We start from the raw sequence: 20,012 nt of genomic DNA, 5'->3' as shown, positions 1-20,012 counted from the left end.
AATAGGTGAACGGCAACGAGCATAGTATACCGGTCATGGCGGGATTTGGAGCAGAGCCCCGCGTGACGAAGCTCTGGCGCAAGAACCCGTACCACCTGTAGCGCCAAGTCCACTTGCCGACCAACACGCTGACTTCCGCGCCAATACGGTTGCTCCAACCAAGCAGCGCCCTTTGAAGCTCGGGCCTCCGACCGTGACGTAACTTGAAACTCTTCACCTGGCGCCGTGCCGAGAGGTAATAGTCCTGTACCACAGGAATTATAGGCAATAGACCATGCGTAGCGCCAATGACCCAGAGAAATGCCGGGCACTTTTTGCGTGCAAGTCGGACAGTGTTGAAAGTTTGAACAGGATACAATTTCGACTGGAAGCTCTGCGCGGCGGACGAGCAACATGCCCCGCGCGTCACTCGACGACAGACGGGCAAGGACGCCGAACCGATTGATATCTGTGCCTTGCAGTTCGTGACTGGTATCAGGTGGCTGTTCGTCCAAGAACCCGAGATAGCCAAGCAATTCAGGAACAGAGCAATAGTTGGCAGCAGCAAGTCGGCTGACTCAACTTGATAACAATTCGTCTTGTAGCGGTGGTGGACGCCTCGGCAACGGAGAAGGAGGCACTAAAACACTGGAACCGGCTGTCTTCGGATGTTCCAGCTGTGCTTAGCCCAGATTGGTTGCCAACCTTGAACAGCCTCAGCCAAGCCAGAGCTTGGCGACATCGCTCCCCGAAATGATGTTCGGCAGCTGGTCTGTTTCCGCCGTGCCGTCACAGGTGATGCTAGTGATCTTGTTGCTCATTGTTCAACCCTTTGGATCAATGTGTTCAGAATCCAGATAGATGCGCGTTCGGGATGATCCCCGGCGCACCCACCAGTTTAGCCGTCAAAACGCAGAAACAGCTTTCGCTTCCAGGAATTCCTCCAACCCCAGAACGCCGCCTTCGCGACCAACCCCTGATTGCTTGTAACCACCAAACGGGCTGCCCGCTTCGATATAGCCGCCGTTGACGTTGACCATACCCGCCTCAAGGCGGCGGGCAACGCGCAAGATGCGGTCCTTGTCACCGGAATAGATATGCGATGACAGGCCATACTCCGTATCGTTGGCGATGGCGATGGCCTCTTCTTCGTCGGAAAAGGGGATCATCACGATCACAGGGCCAAAGATCTCTTCGCGCGCGATTTTCATGTCATTGGTGACATCGGCGAAAATCGTTGGCTTGACATAGTATCCGGTTTCAAACCCCTCGGGTTTGCCGGTACCGCCAGCGGCCAGTGTCGCCCCTTCGTCGATGCCCATCTGAATCATCGACTGCACCTTGTTCCAATGCGCCTCAGAGGCCAGCGGACCAATATGCTCACCTTCTTCTGCAGGATTGCCAACCTCGGTCTCATTGGCGGCGGCCTTGGCCAGTTCAACCGCTTTCTCATAGATCGACGCCTCGACCAGCATCCGGGAAGGTGCGTCACAGCTTTGGCCGGTGTTACCCATCACGTATGCGACGCTGTTTTCGATTGCGTCCTCAAGATCAGCGTCGGCAAAGATCAGGCTCGGTGATTTGCCGCCCAACTCCAGCGCAACGCGTTTCACATGCTGGGCACTGTCCGATGATACGGCCACGCCACCGCGATAGGAACCGGTAAAGGACATCATGGCGATGTCGGGGTGTTTGGACAGGGCTGCGCCCACCTCTGGCCCCATTCCATGAACCAGGTTGAACACACCCGGGGGCACACCGGCTTCATCAAGCACCTCGGCATAGAGGATCGCGGAAATCGGCGTCATCTCGGATGGTTTCAAAACCATGGTGCACCCTGCGGCAAGCGCCGGTGCAACCTTGAGCACGATCTGGTTGATTGGCCAGTTCCACGGCGTGATCATGCCGCAAACACCGATCGGGCCGCGCATCAGCGTGTCACCGTTGGGCATGGTCTTTTCGAATTCAAACGCCTTCAGCGCTTCGATCATCGCTTCAAGGTGACTGACGCCCACGGCGGCTTGTTCTTGCCGGGCCAGCGAAATAGGCGCGCCCATCTCGGTCGAGATCGCCAAAGCAAACTCATCTTGGCGACGTTTGTAGACCTCAAGCACGCGCTCCATCACCTTCACGCGTTCTTCACGGGTGGTGCGGCCCCAGGTTTTATAAGCCTCTTTCGCGGCGGCAACAGCACGATCCACGTCAGCCGACGTACCCATGGAAAGCGTGGCAAAGGTCTCTTCGGTGGCCGGATTGACGACATCAAGCGGGTTCGAGGACAGCGGATCAACCCATTCACCGTTGATGTAGAACTTGTCGGTATTCGCGTAAGTCATGATTAGCCTCGCTGTGGGGAAACGGGCGCGGCGCGCGCGCCCCGGGGAGTTACTTGCTTTTGTAGGTGATGTAGGCTTTGCGGGAGTGCTCTTTGATCTCCCAAATACCTAGGCTCATGGCCGGGAAATACACCATGTCACCGGCGTTGATTTCGGTTACATTGCCTTGCTCGTCGGTATATGTGCACGAACCGTGGGTGAAATAGCACATCTCTGCATCCTGAATCTTGCGGCGCCATTTTCCAGGGGTGCAGGTCCACACGCCGACTTCGGATCCGTCTTCGTTTTCGGCCAATGTCAGACCGCGCAGCAGCGAAGGTTCGCTGTCGATTGGTTCAGGCACAGGACCCCAGTCTTCCAGTTGATCTCCTGCGATTTCGGGCAGATTTTTCAGGTTCAGAACGCTCATTTTGCACTCCTTAATTTGGGTCAGAGGTTGTCTTTGATGTTGTACCAGGTGAAGGCCAGCGGCAGTGAAGCGCGTCGCCAGGGGCCAAGCTCGAACCGGCGCATCGGCCGTTTCATCAGGTCGGGATGGGGTCGGGTTTCACGACCCAGTGCCATGTCGGCAATCAGCGCACCGGCATAAGGCGCCATGGTCACGCCACCGCCGTGGTACCCTAGTGCGGCCCAGGCATTTTCCAGCCCTGGAACCGCCCCGGCAAAAGGCACCAGATTGCGGGTCATACAGATCAGACCCGACCAAAAATGCGCCGTTTCCACATGTCGCCATTCGGGGAACATTTGCTCGAAATCAGCGCGCGCCTTGGCTTCGGTCGCGGCGATATTGTTCTCCGTCACCCGGACAGAACCGCGCAGACCCAGCAACATCCGATTGTCCGGCAGCAGGCGGAAGTAATGCAACAACGTGCGCGAGTCACAGACCATCTGCTTGCTCCACCAACCCTGTGCCTTTATCTCATTGTCGCTCATCGGCCGGGTGACCAGAATATTCGACTGCACCGGCAGATAGCGGCCCGCAAAGGCACGCGGCAGATCGTCCGAGGAATAGCCATTGGTGGCGAACAGCACCTTCTTGGCGCGTACGATCCCCTTTGGCGTGTACAATACATGGCCGTTGTCTTGCGCAATCCGCGTCACTGGTGAATGAGAGAACATGCGCACACCGGCGGCCTCGGCCTGGCGGGTCAGACCCAACACAAATTTCATTGGGTTCAGGGCAAATCCGATCGGCAAATGCACCGCGCCATGAAAATCAGGGCTGTTCAGGCCCTGACCAGCCATCTCTTCCTTGGGTACGAATTCGAAGGGTAACCCGTAACGGTTGGTGTATTCTTGTCCGTATTCCTTCAGGCCCTCAACCGCGTCGGCGCGGTGAGCGACGTATGTGTAGCCTTTGGAATGGCGATCCACATCCAGCTTGAACCGGTCCAAGTATTCCTCGACCAGATCAACCGAGGATCGTTCCGCATCGAAAAATATCCGCGCGTCGGCCGCACCGTACTTCTTGACGATGTCGTCGTCTTCCAATTTGGCACTGCCAACCGACACGAGGCCGCCATTGCGCCCAGACGCACCCCAACCTGGGCCTTGGGCATCCAACAAGACAACATCCGCACCGGATTCAACCAGCGTGAGAGATGCCGACAGGCCGGTATACCCACCGCCAACAATAGCAAATTCACAAGTAATTTCACCACTTTGGGCGGGATAGTCCGGCAGTGGGGCTTCGACCGTCCTGTCCCAATAACGATCCCGGATCGGGCGATCGCCATATGCAAGGGGTTCATAGAGTCTTTTCATCAACCAACACTCAATTCATTTTCGGATGAGGGGGTCGTGCATCCGAAACAAAAGGTCTTAGAAACTGGCAGATAGCCGACAAAACACGCTCGGGTGGAGGTGTCGCCGAGCCGATGTGAACCATGGACAAGTATCCCCAAAGGATCGACGAAACTCCGCAGTAAACTGTTTCGACTTGTACATCCGGCTGGCCTTCACAAACCTTGCCGACAAGGCGCCGCAGAGTCTTTGTGTGGGTCAGGTCATCCGGTCCAACGATTTCGCCATAAAGCTCCGTGCCTTCGCGCAAGCCCCAGAAGGCAAACCAAACCGCAATTGTCTTTGGGTTTTTAGACGCGTGCCGAAGCTCCATTTTAGCCATGCGTAATAACAGCTCTAGTGGATCACTCTGCCGGTCATCACAGAGATCCTGCCATTCCTTCTCGTAAGGTTCGCATAGCTGGCGGAGGACCGCGGCAAACAAGTTCTTTTTGGTTCCGAAATGAACGATAATCAGAGATGGAGAAACACCAGATCGCTCGGCTACACGCCCGATGGTCGTTCCACTCAATCCTAACTCAGCAATACAGTCGATAGCCGCGTTTAGAATGCGGGACTGGGATTCTTCACCCCGTTTTTTGCGTCCATCCGGCTTTGTCACTACGGCACACATTTCTAACTAACCATCCATTTAGTTTTTATCGCCAACGGCACTGAAAGCGCCGGGAACCTAGATCACAACCTGTCGCGAAGGCTAAACCACAACATCGCGAGAACGAGTAGCGGCGTTCGGAACATCGGCCCGCCCGGGAAGGTCTTGGTTGGGACCTTTGCCATGATGTCAAAGCGCTCTGCCTGACCTGCGATGGTCTCAGCTGCTATCTGGCCGGCCAAAGTGCCCAGGGCAACTCCCGCACCGGAAAAACCAGACATGGTCAAAATGTTGCCGTTGATCCGTTCAAAGTGCGGCATGCGGTTCATGGTGATACCCAAAGTACCACCCCAGGCGTGCTCGATTCCCACGCCTTTCAACTGGGGGAAAATCTCGGTCATCGGTTTGCGCACGGCACTTGCGATGTCGGCAGGGAATTTGTAGCCGTAGCTTTCTGTACCACCGAATAGCAGGCGGTGATCGTCCGAGAACCGGAAGTAGTTGATCACGAACTTGCTGTCGGCAACGGCATAATTGTTGCGTATGATCTGTTCCTGAGCCGCCGGACTCATCGGTTCTGTAGACACGATAAAGTTGTTGATCGGCATGACCCTCTGGGCCACGTGCTTGTGCATGGTGCCCAGATACCCGTTGCACCCCATCACTACATAACGCGCCTTGACGCGGGCCTCCTCGGTGGTCACGAGGGCGGGATCGCCTTCCTTTACCTTCGTAACCTTCGATTGTTCGAAAATCCGAGCGCCAGAGTTCACGGCTAAACGGGCCAGACCCAGAACCAATTCGAAGGGGTTCACATGCCCAGCGCCCATGTCCAATGTACCGCCATAGTAGGCTGGAGAATTGACCAGATGGCGGCATTCATCCTTGTCCAGCAAACGAATCTTCTCGTATCCGTACTTGTTGGACATATGCTCGACATAGTCCACGCTGTGCGACTGATAGCGTTCACGGTGGACTGTATGGATCACGCCATCGTGGAAATCGGTCTGCACCTCGGGCCGCTGGGTCAGCGAACGCACCAGATCGACCGCCTGTGCGCCGATGTCCCACAATTGACGGGCATGTTCATCACCGACCATGCTCTCAAGATCTTCCTGATCGACTCGCTGGCCCATGCTGACCTGACCGCCATTGCGGCCTGATGCGCCAAAGCCCACGCGCTGCGCGTCCAGCACGATCACATCATAGCCGCGCTGTGCCAGATGATACGCAGTCGAAAGCCCAGTGAATCCGGCGCCAACAACGCAAACGTCGCATTCTAACGATCCCACTGCTTTGGGGAACCGATTAAGCGTCTCGGCGGTGTCAACATAGTAAGAATTAGGGTATTCACCCAATTGGTCGTTTGCAGTTAGCAAGTCCATTTTAGTCTCGTTTTTCAGGACGCTTTGAACATTCCGTCCGAGCGGATCTGCTCCAAACACTCGTCAAGCGATTTTCGGGCCCGCTCGATCAATATGTCGATTTGTTCGGGCGTTATTGTTAAGGGCGGTGAAATGATCATCCGGTCGCCGACATGGCGCATTATGATATTGTTCGCAAAGCAACGTTCGCGACAAATAAGCCCCACTGTTCCCGCTTCCGACGCGAATGCAGCTCGGCTGGCCTTGTCCGGCGTCAATGCGATTGAGGCCATCATTCCAACTATCTTTGCCTCACCCACCAATGGGTGATCGATAAGCTGCTCCCATCGTTCCTTTAAATAAGGGGCCGCGACTTTTTGAACATGCTCAATGATGCCGTCTTCTTCCAAGATTCGAAGGTTTTCCAACGCCACGGCGCAAGCAACGGGATGGCCAGAGTAGGTGTAACCGTGATTGAACTCTGTACCGCTTAGGACATCTGCGACCTTGTCGGAGACAATAGAGGCACCGATCGGAGCATATCCAGAGCTCAACCCCTTGGCGACGGTCATAATGTCGGGCTCAATCTGCAACGTCTGCGACCCGAACCAGTTGCCGGTGCGCCCAAATCCGCAGATCACCTCGTCGGCAATCAACAAGATGTCGTATTTCTTACAGATGCGTTGTATTTCAGGCCAATAGGTCGACGGAGGCACAATCACTCCACCGGCACCCTGAATTGGTTCGCCAATAAAGGCCGCCACCGTTTCCGGGCCAATTTCCTGGATCTTTTCTTCCAGTTGGCGCGCACGCTCAAGCCCGAATTCCTCAGGTGACCTATCGCCACCCTCGGCCCACCAATGCGGCTGATCAATGAACTCAATTCCCGCAATCGGCAGGCTGCCCTGCCCGTGCATGCCCTTCATACCGCCCAACGATGTGCCGCCGATGGTCGAGCCATGATAGGCGTTCCAGCGCGAGATGATTACGTCGCGCTCGGGCTGACCCTTTTCGGCCCAGTAGGTGCGCACCAGACGAATGTTTGTATCATTAGCGTCTGACCCACCGTTGGCAAAAAACACATGGTTCAAATCACCGGGGGCAAGTTCCGCCAGCTTCTTGGCCAGCATCAGAGCAGGTATGTGCGTGGTTTGGAAAAAGGTGTTGTAGTAGGGCAGTTCGTTCATCTGCCGCGCAGCGACTTCCGCCAGTTCCGGGCGGCCGTAGCCTATATTGACACACCAAAGACCCGCCATCCCGTCAAGGATTTCAGTACCTTCGCTATCCCTGAGCCAAACACCTTTCGCTCCCGTGATTACTCTCGCACCTTTCTCATTAAGCTCCTGCCCTTTGGAAAACGGGTGCAGATGGTGCGCAGCGTCCATTGCCTGCAATTCTGCTGTCGGAAGGTGATTTGAAACTTTTCTCATGTTCTATCAGCCTCCAATCAAACGTTCAAAAGAAGGTGTTGCCGTTCCCAAGGGGAAATTTCACGCTGATACTCTTCGTTTTCTGCTCGTTTGATGTCGGCAAACAACTGGCAAAACTCTTCGCCCAGAACCTCCCGGATTTCGCTTGCGTCCTCAAAGCGATCCAAAGCCTCACGCAAACTGGACGGCAGTGGTTCCTCTGCCTCCCAAACCTCCTTCGTAGCCTCGGGTCGTGGTTCAATCTTGTTGATCATACCCAAGTATCCGCAGGCCAACGACGCTGCGATTGCAATGTAGGGGTTACAATCCATACCGATGACGCGATTCTCAAGTCGCCGCGCGGCGGGGCCGGAATGTGGTACCCGCAGACCAGTGGTGCGGTTGTCGCTCGCCCACTCTAGATTGGCCGGGGCGCTTTGTCCTTCGACTGTAATCCGACGGTAAGAGTTCACATACGGCGCAAGCAAGGGGACGACTTGCATCAGATACTTCTGAGAACCACCGATGAACCACCGAAACAGGTCCGACGCAGACCCATCCTCAGTCGAAAAGATGTTATTACCAGTATCTGAATCAACAACACTCTGATGCACATGCATAGCACTGCCGGGCTCATCGCGGATGGGTTTGGCCATGAAAGTTGCGAACATGCCGTTCTTCAGCGCTGCTTCACGAATAGTGCGCTTGAAAAAAAACACCTGGTCGGCAAGGTGCAGCGGGTCACCGTGCATCAGATTGATCTCAACCTGGCCGGCTCCGCCTTCCTGAATAACCGTGTCGATTTCAAGTCCTTGTGCTTCTGCGAAGTCGTAAATCGTGTCAATCACGGGGCCATGATCATCCACTGCCGCCATGGAATACACCTGTCGACTCGCTCCCCTGCGACCAGTACGCCCAATCGGAGGTTCGATGGGCTCATTGGGATCGAGATTTGGCTTAGTTAGGTAGAACTCCAACTCGGGCGCAACAACTGGTGTCCAGTTCTTGTCTGCAAAGGCCTGCAAAACACGTTGCAAAACAACACGCGGTGAGATCGCCAATGAAGATCCATCGCGGTTGAACATATCGCAAATCACTTGTACGGAAACATCATCCGACCAGGGTATGGCGCAAGCGGTACCCATATCAGGCTTGAGAACAATGTCTTTCTCAAGCCATTGCCCTTCGATTTCCATGTCGACATACTCACCTGAGATTGTCTGATAAAATAGGGAAATCGGAAGCGCCAAGTCTGACATAGGATCAAACTTCACTGCAGGCATTGCCTTGCCACGAGAAGTACCCGCGATATCCGGTACGATGCATTCTACTTCATCGATCCTGCGCCCTTGAGCAAATAGCGCGAATTCATCCGGCAGATTCTCCTGCCAAGCCGATCTTTTTACGGACACCATCCAAACCTCCTGGGTCGCCCATTGAGTTGGCGACCAATCTATAGAAGTTTTGATCAAAAATTATCAGATAGTCAATCACCCATTCCCGAGTATCGGATTTGATCGTTTTGTTACACTTTTGTTGCCTGCAAAACAAACTGCATCCCTTGGCGAATATCCTCCTCAAAGGCCAGCTTGACCGCATCAAAGTTTTTTTCTCTAAGCGCGGTTGTGGCTGCTCTATGTTGATCAACCAAATTGGCTGTTCCAAAGCGCCCACAACCGACTCGCAGTGCTGGACCCACTTGAAGCCACAGTGATTCAGCCACTCGAAACAACACTTGTGCGTCTGCTGCAGCGTACAACGAAAAATGAAACTGGTAGTTTGCTTCGAGGTATTTCCGGATGTCGCCGACTTCAATTGCTTGGTTGACCTGCTCATCCCAGAATTCCAAATCGGCAGTAACATCCACACTACTATTTTCCGCACCCATCATTGCCAAAGCAGGCTCAACAGACAATCTAACCAGTTCGATCTGATTCAGCCGTCTTTGGGTCATTCTAGGGATTTCGACCCTTCGATTCTCGCGCGTGACAAGAGCCCCTTCGGCAGTGAGGCGGCGTATCGCTTCGCGAATAGGTGTAACTCCAGAACCGATGGATTCAGCAAGCCCATGGATCGTCAGAGGTTGGCCTGGTACAAATTCACCAAAAAGCAACTGCTCCTTCAACTGGGTGTATATAGTCTCATGCTCCGGCTTTCTGCCCACTAAGCGGTTCATCTTTCTCCCTTCATTCTGTCAATTAGCGACTTTGTAGATTTCCGATCGGCAATATAGTCGAGGGTCATGAAACTATCAAATGTGAGTGTGGGGATTGCAAAGAATCATTTTTTGATCAAAAGTGCATTCAATCTGAGTGCAACCAATAGGGAGGAATGAATGCTCAAATTGAAATCGTGTTCGCTGCTTGCGATTGCGGCAGTAACCGCACAAACCGCGTTGGCGGAAGAAGTGCGTGTGTACAACTGGTCAGACTACATCGATGAATCGCTTTTGGAGAAGTTCGAGCAAGAAACGGGCATCGAGCTGATCTATGATGTGTTTGATAGCAATGAAGTCCTTGAGACTAAACTGCTGGCCGGTCAATCGGGTTATGATGTGGTTGTGCCATCGGGCACCTTCCTGCAACGCCAGATCGCTGCAGGCGTCTTCCAGCCACTGGACCAGTCCAAGCTTTCGAACGCCGAACACCTGTGGGACGCCATTCAGGAGCGCACCGAACGCTATGACCCCGACAATGCCTATTCCGTGACCTACATGTGGGGCACGACCGGCATTGGCGCCATCCCGGAAAAAGTCCACGCTGTATTGGGCGAGGATGCTCCAATCGACTCGCTAGACTTGGTCTTCAATCCCGAGAACATGGAAAAATTGGCCGAGTGCGGCGTGTATTTCCTGGACGCTCCAGGTGAGATGATCCCTGCGGCACTGAACTACATCGGCGAAAATCCTGACGCTCAGGATGTTGAGACGATCGAAAAAGCCGAGGCCGTTCTGGCTGCGGTTCGCCCCTACGTCAAAAAATACAACAGCTCGGAATACATCACTGCCTTGGCCAATGGCGACATCTGCGTAGCCTTCGGCTGGTCGGGTGACATACTTCAGGCACGTGACCGTGCGGCAGAAGCCGAAAACGGGGTTGAGGTCGTGTATAATGCGGTTCAGGAAGGTTCACTGATGTGGTTCGATCAGATGGCGATCCCTTCAGATGCTCCGAATGTTGATGCGGCACACGCTTTCATCAATTTCATCATCGATCCTGAAAATATCGCGATTGCATCCAACTATGTCTACTTCGCCAACGGTGTGAACCCGGAAGGTCAGGAACTGGAAGAAGACGTGATTGGCGACACCGCAATTTACCCGGATGACACCACGATGGGTAACTTGTACACCACTTCTCCCTGGGGACCGAAGGCACAGCGTGCAGCAACTCGCCTTTGGACAAAGGTTAAATCGGGCACCTGAGCTCAAATTCACGTGACCAAGAACCGCCCGGCCTTTAGAAATGGCCGGGCGGCTTCCGTAGGGAGAAACAAAATGAATCAACCCGCTATCGCACCGACCTTTGAACCTTGGACAGACTCACGGGAAACGCCTTTGATTTCCTTTAAGTCAGTAACTAAGAGATTTGGTTCTTTCACTGCAATCAACGATGTTACGCTGGATATCTACAAAAAAGAGTTTTTTGCTTTGCTTGGCCCTTCGGGTTGCGGCAAGACAACTCTAATGCGGATGCTGGGCGGATTCGAAACGCCAACAGAAGGTGTGATCACGATTGATGGCCAGGACATGGCCAATATTCCTCCGAACAAACGCGCAGTGAACATGATGTTCCAAAGCTATGCGCTGTTCCCGCACCTTACGGTCTGGGACAACATCGCCTTTGGCCTCAAACGCGACAAGATGCCGAAAGAGCAGATTGAGGAGCGCGTTGAAGAAATGCTGAACCTGGTTCAGCTTCAGAAATTCGCACGGCGTAAACCTCACCAGATTTCCGGTGGCCAGCGTCAGCGCGTGGCCCTGGCCCGTTCGCTTGCCAAAGCCCCCAAGCTACTGTTACTCGACGAACCTTTGGGCGCGCTGGACAAAAAACTGCGTCAGGATACCCAGTTCGAACTGATGGATATTCAGGAAAAGACTGGCACCACCTTCGTGATCGTGACGCATGATCAGGAAGAGGCGATGACAGTTGCCAGCCGCATAGCTGTCATGGATCATGGCGAACTGATCCAGGTTGAAACCCCAGACCGTATCTATGAGACACCCAATTCCGTCTACGTGGCCGATTTTATCGGCGATGTGAATCTGATCGAAGGCAACACCAAACCACGCGGTGACGGCAAAGTCGAAATACATTGGGCCGAAGGTCAGCAACCACTGGTCGCCGAATGCCCCCATGCTCCGAATTCCGAAGCACGCTGCACTTTCGCTATTCGCCCAGAGAAGGTGAACATCAGCAAAGAGCGGCCGGACACACAAGTAAACGTTGTCCAAGGCAAGATTCACGACATTGCCTATCTGGGTAACATCTCGACCTACAAAGTCGAATTGTCGAACGGCACCATGGTCAAGGCGCAAGCTGCGAACAATCGCCGACTTGCCCGCCGCAATCTGACCTGGGAAGACGATGTCTGGCTGTCCTGGACTGAAACTGCCGGCATCGTGCTGGACAGATAACGGAGAAAGTGATGAACTTCAGGCGTTTTTTCCTAATCTCCGTGCCATATGTCTGGCTGCTGGTATTGTTTCTGATTCCATTTGGTATCGTTCTCAAAATCTCGCTGTCGGACACGGCACTGGCAATTCCACCCTACACTCCAACACTTGATCTGGCCGGCGGCTGGGCATCTATCAAAGAGTTCTTTTCGCAGCTGGATTTTGAAAACTTTGTCTTTTTGACAGAGGACGACCTGTACTGGAAAAGCTATCTTTCAAGCCTAAAAATCGCGTTTCTCGCAACTTTCTTATGCCTATTGGTCGGTTTTCCAATCGCCTACGGCATGGCAAATGCGCCGGACGAATGGCGCCCGACCCTGATGATGCTGGTGATCCTACCCTTCTGGACCAGCTTCCTGATCCGTGTGTACGCATGGATGGGCATCCTCAGTCAGGAAGGTCTGCTGAACCAGTTCCTCTTGTGGTTGGGTGTCATAGGCGAACCGTTGACAATCCTGAACACAAACGTGGCCGTCTATATCGGCATCGTCTATACATACTGCCCTTTCATGATCCTGCCGATCTATTCGACACTTGAAAAACTGGACGGATCGCTGCTGGAAGCTGGCGAAGACCTTGGGTGCTCCAGAACATCCGCGTTCTGGCTGATCACGGTTCCGCTGTCAAAATCCGGCATCATAGCGGGCTGCTTCCTTGTTTTCATTCCGGCACTGGGAGAGTTCGTGATCCCGTCGCTGCTGGGTGGCTCGGGTACGCTTATGATCGGCAAGGTCCTGTTTGAGGAATTCTTCTCGAACCGCGACTGGCCGGTGGCGAGCGCGGTGGCCATCGTTCTGCTGTTGATCCTGATCATCCCGATCGTGCTTTACCAGCGCAATGAACAGAAAATGATGGAGGCCGAGCAATGAGACGCCTGACTTGGTTCAACACAACTTCACTGACGCTTGGGTTTGCGTTTCTGTATCTGCCGATGGTCATCCTGATCATCTACAGCTTCAATGAATCCCGACTGGTTACAGTCTGGGGCGGCTTCTCGACCAAATGGTACGGTGAGCTCATGAAGAACGAGGCGTTCCTGGACGCGGCGGTAGTCACATTGAAGGTGGCACTTGCATCCTCGATCACGGCGACGGTTCTGGGCACAATGGCGGCATATGTACTGGTGCGAGGCGGGCGGTTTTTTGGCCGCACGCTGTTCTCGGGCATGATCTATGCTCCGCTGGTGATGCCCGAGGTGATCACCGGCCTGTCATTGTTGTTGCTATTCATCTCAATCGGGCTGGATCGCGGCATCCTGACGATCGTTCTGGCGCACACCACTTTTTCGATGTGTTATGTATCGGTTGTGGTCAGCTCTCGTCTGGTCAGCTTTGACCGCTCGGTCGAAGAGGCGGCGCTGGATCTGGGTTGCACTCCTTTCGATGCGTTCAGGTCCGTAACTCTTCCGATCATCGCGCCTGCTGTCATCTCGGGCTGGTTGCTTGCTCTGACATTGTCGCTGGATGACCTGGTGATCTCTTCATTTGTTGCGGGCCCGTCTTCCACAACCTTGCCGATCAAGATCTTCAGCTCTGTTCGTTTGGGTGTCAGCCCAGAAATCAACGCGCTGTCGACCATTTTGATCGGGCTCGTCACTATTGGAACCATAAGTGTCTCGCTCGCCAGTAAGCGCGCGGTCAAAAAGCGCCAGAGGGAAGAGCAAATGGCGGAGCAAATGGCGTGAGTTTTTCCGATGACTACGCCGCCTATTGCCAGGCACATGGTGTTCCGGACCGTATCGAGTTGTTGCTGTGCGACCTGAACGCAGTTCTTCGGGGCAAATGGGTGCCCGGCGACGGCGTCGATAAACTGGAAAAAGGGGCAGTTCGACTGCCCCTGTCCACCTATGCGCCTGCAATAATGGGCAACGAGGTAGAAAATACCGGGTTGGGCATCGAATTTGGTGACCCCGACGGAATTCTGGTTCCTATTGAGGGAACACTGCACCCGGCCCAATGGCTCGCCGGGAACGTCGCACAGGTTCTGGTCGAAATGACGGACATGCAGGGCAACATTAGCGCTCAGTCTCCGCGCGAGATACTGCGCTCAGTCTGGAACCGGTTTGACGAAAAAGGATGGCGCCCGGTTGTTGCAACAGAGCTGGAATTCTACATCCTTCGCCCCCGCAATGAACGTTCTGAGGCGCCCTGCCCACCGTCTTTTAGCCCAGATGCGCAAAACTACGACATGGAACTTCTGGCGCGGCGCGAGACGATCTTGAATGATATCCTGTCCGCCAGCGCGGCACAGGGTCTGGCAACCGATACCCTGATCGCCGAGTACGGCCCTGGCCAGTTCGAAATCAATTTCCACCACACCGAAGATGTGTTGGCGGCCGCAGAAACGGCAATCCTGTTCCGACGTCTGGTGCGCGGCGTTGTGGCCAGCCATGGGTTCGAGGCCACTTTCATGGCCAAACCCTATTTAGATCATCCCGGCAATGGCATGCATGTACATGCCTCGGTCGTCGACAAGAACGGTAAGAACATTTTCTTGCCAGCCAATGGTGAAGAGATTGCGCAGAATCTGCGCAACGCCGTGTCTGGTGTTCTAGGCAGTATGCGCGACCTGCAAGCGATATTCGCGCCGCATGGTAATTCATACCGCCGTTTCCGGCCTAACAGCTTTGCGCCGGCCACGCCCGACTGGGGTCTGGATAACCGTGCTGCATCAGTCCGGCTACCGGAAACCAAAGGCCCTGGCGCTCGTCTTGAACATCGCATCAGCGGTGCCGATACCAACCCCTATCTGGCAATGGCTGCCATTCTCGGCGGCATGATACATGGCTTAGAAAACGCACCTGATTTGCAGCTCCCGCTGGACGATCCTGATTGTGTACCGGCCCAACCTTTGGATCATGACTGGTACTCTGCCGTCGATCGGTTTGCTTCCGCGCCCATAGCGCAGGAGATTTTCGGCGACTACCGTGAACTATATTCGACCGTTAAGCGCGATGAGATTTCGTCAATTCAAGACCCCATCACCCCTGCGGAGTACACTTATTATCTCAGCCGGATGTGACGATGCGACTGTTCGAAGATATGGCCTATGGGGCTGCCCCGATCGCGGACAGCTACTGGAATACCACGGTTCAGCGCCGGGATTATGCGGTGCTGACCGGGGCGGCCAAGTGTGACACTGCGATAATCGGAGCAGGTTTCACCGGCCTGAACGCAGCTCTGGAATTGGCGCATAGTGGACAGGACGTGGTCATTCTGGATGCCGAACAACCGGGATGGGGTGCCTCGGGTCGCAATGGCGGATTTTGCTGCATTGGCGGTTCAAAAACCGGGTTGGCTGATCTGACTCGCCGGTTCGGCAAGGACCATGCGCTGGACTATATGCGCGCCGAGCGCGATGCTGTCGGATTCGTTCGGACCCGGCTGGATGATTATGGGATCGACGCCGACACCCACTCCAAGGGCGAAACCCGTCTGGCACATTCGCAAAGAGTTGCGGATGAGATGCAGGACGAGATCGCCGGATATCGGGATGTTTATGGCGCAGAACCTGAATTTCTTCGGCGCGAAGCGTTGGAAGATCACGGACTGTACAGCGCCGAATTCTACGGAGCCCTGACGACGCCAATAGGCTTTGCCCTAAACCCGATGAAGTACGTCACCGGGCTTGCCCGTGTAGCGTCAGACGCGGGTGTGCGTATCTACGGCGGCAGCGCCGTGACTGATATTTCGCAATCGGACAATGGCCTGCACCTGCTGAAAACCGCACAAGGCGAGTTGCGTGCCAAAAACCTGATCGTTGCCACCAATGGCTATAGCTCTGAAACCTTGCCGACTTGGCTGGGTGGGCGTTACCTGCCGGTCCAGTCCGGTATCATCGCCACCCGCCCGATGACCGACAACGAGCTTAAGGTCCAAGGATTTACCAGCCGCCAGATGTGCTATGACAGTCGCAATCTGCTTCACTATTTCCGCCTGCTGTCGGACAATCGGATGCTGTTTGGATTGCGCGCCTCATCGCGCACCACGACACATAGCGAGGCAGGAACCAAAGCCCGTGCCCGGGCTGATTTCGACCGCATGTTCCCGGCCTGGCAACACGTAGAAACGGCGCATTACTGGTCGGGGCTTGTGTGTCTTTCCCGCAACTTCACCCCTTTTGCCGGGCCGATCCCCGGAATGGATAGAACCTGGGCTGCGCTGTGCTATCACGGCAACGGTGTCGCCATGGGCAGCTATACCGGCGCGATGGTTGCCGGGCAAATTTTGAACCACGGGCTTCAAACCCCACATGTAATGACCCAACCCATGCGTAAGTTCGAACTGGGACGTTGGCGGCGCGCAATGCTGCCTCTGATCTACGCATGGTACGGACTGCAAGATAGGAGAGCATGATGAGCGATCAGAAACTTCGCGTCGGTATTCTGGAAACCGGCCGCCCGCCCGAAGAACTGGCCCCGATCCACGGTGACTATCCCGGTATGGTGCAGCAATGGCTGGGTGATCTGGATGCCGAGTTTTCATCCTATGCTGTTCTGGACGAGGAATTTCCGGCCAGCCCGAGAGATGCTGACCTTTGGGTGATCACAGGGTCGAAATTCGGAGCATACGAAGATCATGCATGGATTCCACCGCTCGAAGCGTTCATACGCGGTGCGCGAGACTCGGGCAAACTGATGTTCGGTATCTGCTTTGGCCACCAGATCATCGCGCAGGCCCTGGGTGGTGTGGTATGCAAATCCGACAAGGGCTGGGGCCTTGGCGTTCATGAATACCCAACGACTGGTGACTGGCCCGATGAATTGGGTAACCCCCCCAGAAACATCGCCATCCAGGCCTACCATCAGGACCAGGTTGAAAAGAAACCTGATGGCGCTGTGACCATCGCCTCGACGGATTTCTGCGAACACGGCGCGCTGTGGTATCCCGGCTTTGCGATCACGGTTCAGGGCCACCCCGAGTTTGGCAAACCCTATGCCAGTGACTTGCTTGAGAACCGCCGCGGCAGCGTACTGAAAGACGAAGACGTGGATCAGGGCCAGCGCAACATGGCGATTGACGACAACCGCTCGATGGTGGCCGATCTGGTGCGTGACTACTTGCTGAAGCAAAAGACGCCGGCCTGATGGTCCCGGTCGGAAACTTAAGCCAGCTGACGCTATATGGCATTGAGGAGTCGCTCTATTTTTGGATAGCGCGGTTGGCGCTGCATGAACGAGGTCTGCCATTCGATATTGTCGAGACAGACCCGTTCGACCCACCCCTGCCCGACAGCTACCTGGCGCTTCATCCGTTTGGTCGAATCCCGACGCTGGTGCATGGCGACTTCGTCTTGTACGAGGCCAGCGCAATCCTGCGCTATGTCGATCTGGTGTTCGAAGGGCCATCTCTGATACCGCCCGAACCCCGGCGCGCCGCCCGCATGACGCAATTGATGTCGCTGCTGGATGACTATGCCGTCAATCCGATGATTGACAAGGTCGTCTCGGAGCGACTGTTTTCACCACTTGAAGGTAAATCGCCAAACGAAGAAGCCATTACCGACGGCCTTCGCGGGGCGGGCCGCGTGCTGGCTGCTGTAGACGCGTTTATCACCGAAGGGTTGATCCTGGATCAGCGGTCGATCACGCTAGCTGACTTGTATCTGGGGCCGTTCATTGGTTACTTTGTCATGACCAGAGAGGGTTCGGACATGTTACGCCGCTTTCCGGCCTTGTCGCGCTGGTATGAATGGTTTGCCGCGCACCCGTCCGCGATTGCCACCAACCCCGGCCCACCTGTGGCGGACGAATGATCCAGCGGCTTGCGTTTGTGCTGACCGGTCTGCTTGTGATCTGGTGGGCTACCGCATCCCGCGCACAGGTGCCGGTCGATATCGAACTGGTGATTGCTATCGACACCTCGGTCAGCGTTTCGGATCAGGAATTTGCGCTGCAACTTCTGGGCGTCGCGGATGCGATGCGGGGGCCTCGGGTACAACAGGCAATTAACGCAATGCCTGACGGTCTGGCAGTCACTGTGATGGAGTGGAGCTATGGCCATCTAAACCGCCCCGTCCTGCCTTGGTTCCATCTGCGCACAGCAAATGACGCGGTGGCATTTGCCAAACAAGTCGAACAAGTCCAGCGCGAGGGTGGCGGACGCGCTACTGCAATCGGAGAAGCAATCACAAGGGCCACCGATTTGCTTAACAGCAACAATTTCACCGGTCTTTTTCGCAAGATAGATATCTCGGGCGACGCCCGGAACAATTCCGGCGTGAACCCTTTGCTGCCCCGCCAGATCGCCATTGATCAGGGAATAACAATCAATGGCCTTGCCATTCTAACCAGCGACAGGGAACTGGGCGCTTATTACGCGACATTTGTCGCTGGTGGACCTGGTTCGTTTGTGATGGCCATCAGCAATTCAGACAGCATCCGTCACGCGATGCGCCGTAAACTGGAACGCGAGTTACAGTTCCGGTTGTCCCAGACCAACCCGAGCACTCTGGTTCGGGAAACCCGAATGGGAGTACAAACAGACTAGTGAAGCTTGAGCTGCGGGCGCACACGTTTCATCGCCTGCGACAACAGGCTGCGTGTCGCTGCCCGCCAATTACCCTGAACCGCCGATTCATGTGCAAAGTGCAGGTACCTATAGGCGCGACGGGCCAGCCAACCCTCAATCGTCATGGTTCCCAGCGCCCGACCCATCAGCGAACCGACGGCCGAATACTTGCTGATCGCCACCAATGATCCTCGGTCGACATACCGAAAATTTTCCAGTGCCTTACCCTCGATTGCACGGCGCAACTGCGTCTCCATGAACTCGGCTTGCTGCGAGGCGACCTGCGCCCGCGGCGGCAGAGAAGTTCCTTTTTCTGGCCACTGACATTCAGAGCAGTCGCCGATGGCGAACACGGAGTCGCTTCTTGTTGTCTGCAATGTCGAGCGGGTACTGATACGACCAAGCGAGCCAATGTCGAAAGCGTCCAGTTCTTTCAGAATTGCAGGTGCCTTGATGCCTGCGGCCCAGACCATCAGCTCAGCCGGAATCTTTTGACCGCCCTGTAGGCGCACACCGTCCGATGTGGCTTCTTCGACCATTGAAGACAGGCGCAAATCGACATCGATACTGTGCAACTTGCTCGCTACCTTTTCCGACACTTGTTCAGGCAGTGCAGCAACCAGCCGATCTGCTGCTTCTACAAGTGTGATGTTGACTGACGAAGGGTCACGCAGCTTATCGATCCCATGACGGGCAAACTGTTCAGTCGCCTCACGCAGTTCGGCGGCAAGTTCCACTCCGGTCGCACCACCGCCGATGATACAGATATTGAGTTTTGAGACTCCTTCGCCTAGCGCGCCAGTTTCCAGACGCAGGCAAAGGTTCAGCAGTTCAGCCTGCATCTTCTTGGCTTGCTTAGGTGTATCCAGGAACATGCAGTGTTCGGACACCCCACTACAGCCGAAGTCATTGGATCGGCTGCCGATTGCCAAAACCAGATAGTCGAAATGCAATGTGCGCTGCGGGGCCAGGAGTTTTTGCGCGCTGTCCCGGACAGGGTCCAGAAGAATGGTTTTGGCTTCAAGATCCAGCGCGCTCAGCCGTCCTAGCCGAAAGTTGTATCCATTCCGGTTGGAATGTTCGAGAAAGCTGATCTCGTCCTCGTTGCCCTTGGTTCCGGCGGCAAATTCATGTAGTGAGGGTTTCCACATGTGAGTCAGATTTTCGTCAACCAAGGTCACTTCGGCCCGACCGCGGCGTCCCAAGGAACGGCTGAGGCGAGTCGCCAGATTCAATCCCCCGGCGCCTCCTCCGACAATTACAATGTGCGGTCTTGCTTCCGAGCGCATGTCCCCTCCAATCGGCGCCCACCAAAGTCGCCAGTTGTCTCTGATTTGTTACATTT

General features: G+C 55.0%; 18 protein-coding genes. 9 read left to right on the top strand and 9 right to left on the bottom strand.

Annotated elements, in window-relative coordinates; genetic code table 11:
* Positions 1-884: 884 nt before the first annotated feature.
* The 8 genes from ACR0LF_RS06565 to ACR0LF_RS06530 form a co-directional block, all read right to left on the bottom strand.
* Complete coding sequence (locus tag ACR0LF_RS06565) at positions 885-2,315, bottom strand: aldehyde dehydrogenase family protein (RefSeq protein ID WP_480580465.1); 1,431 nt, start codon at positions 2,313-2,315, stop codon at positions 885-887.
* Positions 2,316-2,364: 49 nt separating this feature from the next.
* Entirely contained in the window at positions 2,365-2,724 is a 360-nt protein-coding gene (locus tag ACR0LF_RS06560; protein WP_480580467.1) for a cupin domain-containing protein, read from the bottom strand.
* A gap of 20 nt (positions 2,725-2,744) precedes the next feature.
* A complete protein-coding gene (locus ACR0LF_RS06555) occupies positions 2,745-4,079 on the bottom strand; it encodes an NAD(P)/FAD-dependent oxidoreductase (RefSeq protein ID WP_480580469.1) in 1,335 nt (444 codons plus the stop codon).
* Between the two features lie 10 nt (positions 4,080-4,089).
* Positions 4,090-4,719: a TetR/AcrR family transcriptional regulator gene (locus ACR0LF_RS06550; protein ID WP_480580471.1), complete on the bottom strand. Its 630-nt coding sequence runs from the start codon at positions 4,717-4,719 to the stop codon at positions 4,090-4,092.
* A gap of 74 nt (positions 4,720-4,793) precedes the next feature.
* Positions 4,794-6,095, bottom strand: a complete 1,302-nt coding sequence (locus ACR0LF_RS06545; RefSeq protein ID WP_480580473.1) for an NAD(P)/FAD-dependent oxidoreductase — start codon at positions 6,093-6,095, stop codon at positions 4,794-4,796.
* A 14-nt stretch (positions 6,096-6,109) separates the two neighbouring features.
* The gene (locus tag ACR0LF_RS06540; RefSeq protein ID WP_480580475.1) at positions 6,110-7,504 is read right to left on the bottom strand and encodes an aspartate aminotransferase family protein; all 1,395 of its coding nucleotides are present in this window, start codon (positions 7,502-7,504) and stop codon (positions 6,110-6,112) included.
* Positions 7,505-7,521: 17 nt separating this feature from the next.
* Positions 7,522-8,898 (bottom strand): glutamine synthetase family protein, encoded by a 1,377-nt coding sequence (locus ACR0LF_RS06535; RefSeq protein WP_480580477.1) that lies wholly within the window; start codon positions 8,896-8,898, stop codon positions 7,522-7,524.
* Positions 8,899-9,008: 110 nt separating this feature from the next.
* Positions 9,009-9,659: a GntR family transcriptional regulator gene (locus tag ACR0LF_RS06530; protein ID WP_480580479.1), complete on the bottom strand. Its 651-nt coding sequence runs from the start codon at positions 9,657-9,659 to the stop codon at positions 9,009-9,011.
* A gap of 159 nt (positions 9,660-9,818) precedes the next feature.
* Here ACR0LF_RS06530 and ACR0LF_RS06525 point away from each other — a divergent pair, with 159 nt between their 5' ends.
* The 9 genes from ACR0LF_RS06525 (at position 9,819) to ACR0LF_RS06485 (ending at position 18,646) form a co-directional block, all read left to right on the top strand.
* Positions 9,819-10,907 (top strand): polyamine ABC transporter substrate-binding protein, encoded by a 1,089-nt coding sequence (locus ACR0LF_RS06525; RefSeq protein ID WP_480580481.1) that lies wholly within the window; start codon positions 9,819-9,821, stop codon positions 10,905-10,907.
* A gap of 72 nt (positions 10,908-10,979) precedes the next feature.
* Positions 10,980-12,119 (top strand): ABC transporter ATP-binding protein, encoded by a 1,140-nt coding sequence (locus tag ACR0LF_RS06520; protein WP_480580482.1) that lies wholly within the window; start codon positions 10,980-10,982, stop codon positions 12,117-12,119.
* Positions 12,120-12,130: 11 nt separating this feature from the next.
* Positions 12,131-13,027 (top strand): ABC transporter permease subunit, encoded by an 897-nt coding sequence (locus ACR0LF_RS06515; RefSeq protein WP_480580484.1) that lies wholly within the window; start codon positions 12,131-12,133, stop codon positions 13,025-13,027.
* Positions 13,024-13,842 (top strand): ABC transporter permease, encoded by an 819-nt coding sequence (locus ACR0LF_RS06510; RefSeq protein WP_480580486.1) that lies wholly within the window; start codon positions 13,024-13,026, stop codon positions 13,840-13,842. Before ACR0LF_RS06515 ends, ACR0LF_RS06510 begins: the two co-directional genes overlap by 4 nt.
* Positions 13,839-15,179 carry a glutamine synthetase family protein gene (locus ACR0LF_RS06505; protein ID WP_480580488.1) on the top strand — a complete coding sequence of 447 codons (1,341 nt, stop codon included), beginning with the start codon at positions 13,839-13,841 and terminating at the stop codon, positions 15,177-15,179. The genes ACR0LF_RS06510 and ACR0LF_RS06505 overlap by 4 nt, the downstream gene beginning before the upstream one ends.
* A 2-nt stretch (positions 15,180-15,181) precedes the next feature.
* On the top strand, positions 15,182-16,513 hold the full coding sequence (locus ACR0LF_RS06500; RefSeq protein WP_480580489.1) for an NAD(P)/FAD-dependent oxidoreductase: 1,332 nt from the start codon (positions 15,182-15,184) through the stop codon (positions 16,511-16,513).
* Positions 16,513-17,244 carry a type 1 glutamine amidotransferase gene (locus ACR0LF_RS06495; protein WP_480580491.1) on the top strand — a complete coding sequence of 244 codons (732 nt, stop codon included), beginning with the start codon at positions 16,513-16,515 and terminating at the stop codon, positions 17,242-17,244. Before ACR0LF_RS06500 ends, ACR0LF_RS06495 begins: the two co-directional genes overlap by 1 nt.
* On the top strand, positions 17,244-17,912 hold the full coding sequence (locus ACR0LF_RS06490; protein WP_480580493.1) for a glutathione S-transferase family protein: 669 nt from the start codon (positions 17,244-17,246) through the stop codon (positions 17,910-17,912). Before ACR0LF_RS06495 ends, ACR0LF_RS06490 begins: the two co-directional genes overlap by 1 nt.
* Positions 17,909-18,646: a DUF1194 domain-containing protein gene (locus tag ACR0LF_RS06485; RefSeq protein ID WP_480580496.1), complete on the top strand. Its 738-nt coding sequence runs from the start codon at positions 17,909-17,911 to the stop codon at positions 18,644-18,646. Before ACR0LF_RS06490 ends, ACR0LF_RS06485 begins: the two co-directional genes overlap by 4 nt.
* On the opposite strand, the gene ACR0LF_RS06480 is transcribed toward ACR0LF_RS06485, so the two are convergent.
* The gene (locus ACR0LF_RS06480; RefSeq protein WP_480580498.1) at positions 18,643-19,956 is read right to left on the bottom strand and encodes an NAD(P)/FAD-dependent oxidoreductase; all 1,314 of its coding nucleotides are present in this window, start codon (positions 19,954-19,956) and stop codon (positions 18,643-18,645) included. The two genes, ACR0LF_RS06485 and ACR0LF_RS06480, sit on opposite strands and share 4 nt — an antisense overlap.
* Positions 19,957-20,012 lie beyond the last annotated feature (56 nt).

Source organism: Ruegeria sp. E8, from assembly GCF_056533985.1.
Note: the sequence above shows the minus strand (reverse complement) of the source record. Positions and strands in the feature narration are given on the sequence as shown.

Bases quoted from the DNA above. Each gene is read 5' to 3' on its own strand.
- ACR0LF_RS06485 (WP_480580496.1), top strand. From the start codon at position 17,909: ATGATCCAGCGGCTTGCGTTTGTGCTGACCGGTCTGCTTGTGATCTGG.
- ACR0LF_RS06565 (WP_480580465.1), bottom strand. From the start codon at position 2,315: ATGACTTACGCGAATACCGACAAGTTCTACATCAACGGTGAATGGGTT.
- ACR0LF_RS06500 (WP_480580489.1), top strand. From the start codon at position 15,182: ATGCGACTGTTCGAAGATATGGCCTATGGGGCTGCCCCGATCGCGGAC.
- ACR0LF_RS06515 (WP_480580484.1), top strand. From the start codon at position 12,131: ATGAACTTCAGGCGTTTTTTCCTAATCTCCGTGCCATATGTCTGGCTG.
- ACR0LF_RS06560 (WP_480580467.1), bottom strand. From the start codon at position 2,724: ATGAGCGTTCTGAACCTGAAAAATCTGCCCGAAATCGCAGGAGATCAA.
- ACR0LF_RS06540 (WP_480580475.1), bottom strand. From the start codon at position 7,504: ATGAGAAAAGTTTCAAATCACCTTCCGACAGCAGAATTGCAGGCAATG.
- ACR0LF_RS06490 (WP_480580493.1), top strand. From the start codon at position 17,244: ATGGTCCCGGTCGGAAACTTAAGCCAGCTGACGCTATATGGCATTGAG.
- ACR0LF_RS06520 (WP_480580482.1), top strand. From the start codon at position 10,980: ATGAATCAACCCGCTATCGCACCGACCTTTGAACCTTGGACAGACTCA.
- ACR0LF_RS06535 (WP_480580477.1), bottom strand. From the start codon at position 8,898: ATGGTGTCCGTAAAAAGATCGGCTTGGCAGGAGAATCTGCCGGATGAA.
- ACR0LF_RS06545 (WP_480580473.1), bottom strand. From the start codon at position 6,095: ATGGACTTGCTAACTGCAAACGACCAATTGGGTGAATACCCTAATTCT.
- ACR0LF_RS06510 (WP_480580486.1), top strand. From the start codon at position 13,024: ATGAGACGCCTGACTTGGTTCAACACAACTTCACTGACGCTTGGGTTT.
- ACR0LF_RS06525 (WP_480580481.1), top strand. From the start codon at position 9,819: ATGCTCAAATTGAAATCGTGTTCGCTGCTTGCGATTGCGGCAGTAACC.
- ACR0LF_RS06480 (WP_480580498.1), bottom strand. From the start codon at position 19,956: ATGCGCTCGGAAGCAAGACCGCACATTGTAATTGTCGGAGGAGGCGCC.
- ACR0LF_RS06530 (WP_480580479.1), bottom strand. From the start codon at position 9,659: ATGAACCGCTTAGTGGGCAGAAAGCCGGAGCATGAGACTATATACACC.
- ACR0LF_RS06495 (WP_480580491.1), top strand. From the start codon at position 16,513: ATGAGCGATCAGAAACTTCGCGTCGGTATTCTGGAAACCGGCCGCCCG.
- ACR0LF_RS06555 (WP_480580469.1), bottom strand. From the start codon at position 4,079: ATGAAAAGACTCTATGAACCCCTTGCATATGGCGATCGCCCGATCCGG.